Origin of the sequence: Mycolicibacter heraklionensis (genome assembly GCF_001021505.1) — a bacterium.
Taxonomy (GTDB): Bacteria; Actinomycetota; Actinomycetes; order Mycobacteriales; family Mycobacteriaceae; genus Mycobacterium; species Mycobacterium heraklionense.
Window position 1 is genome coordinate 1 of record NZ_LDPO01000069.1, and the last position, 292, is coordinate 292.

Sequence of the window (292 nt, forward strand, 5' to 3'; positions counted from 1 at the left end):
GTTCGCCATCGCCGAGCGGTTCTACGGCGACGGCAACAAGTACCCGCAGATCGCGGAGGCCAGCGGTATCGCCAACCCTGACCTGATCCACCCCGGTCAGGAGCTGACGATCCCCTGATCGCCGCGCAACGCCGACGCGGCGGCCCGGATCCCATGGGGCCGGGCCGCCGCGCTGTGCCGCGGTGGCGTGGTCGGGCCGGACCGAAACCGGCCCTCAACGATAGGAGTCGACGGTTGCCCAGGCTCGTTGCGCGGGTGCTGGCGGTGCTGCTGGGGGTCGGTGCGACGGTTG

The 292-nt window shown here is 71.6% G+C and carries 2 protein-coding genes; one reads left to right on the forward strand and one right to left on the reverse strand.

The annotated features are described in order from the left end of the window. The coding region (locus ABW16_RS23690; protein ID WP_047321653.1) for a LysM peptidoglycan-binding domain-containing protein at positions 1 to 118 on the forward strand (118 nt) is incomplete at its 5' end. Here ABW16_RS23690 and ABW16_RS27675 read toward each other — a convergent pair. After that, a partial coding sequence (locus ABW16_RS27675) for a hypothetical protein (RefSeq protein WP_233424867.1) occupies positions 97 to 292 on the reverse strand: 196 nt, incomplete at its 5' end. The two genes, ABW16_RS23690 and ABW16_RS27675, sit on opposite strands and share 22 nt — an antisense overlap.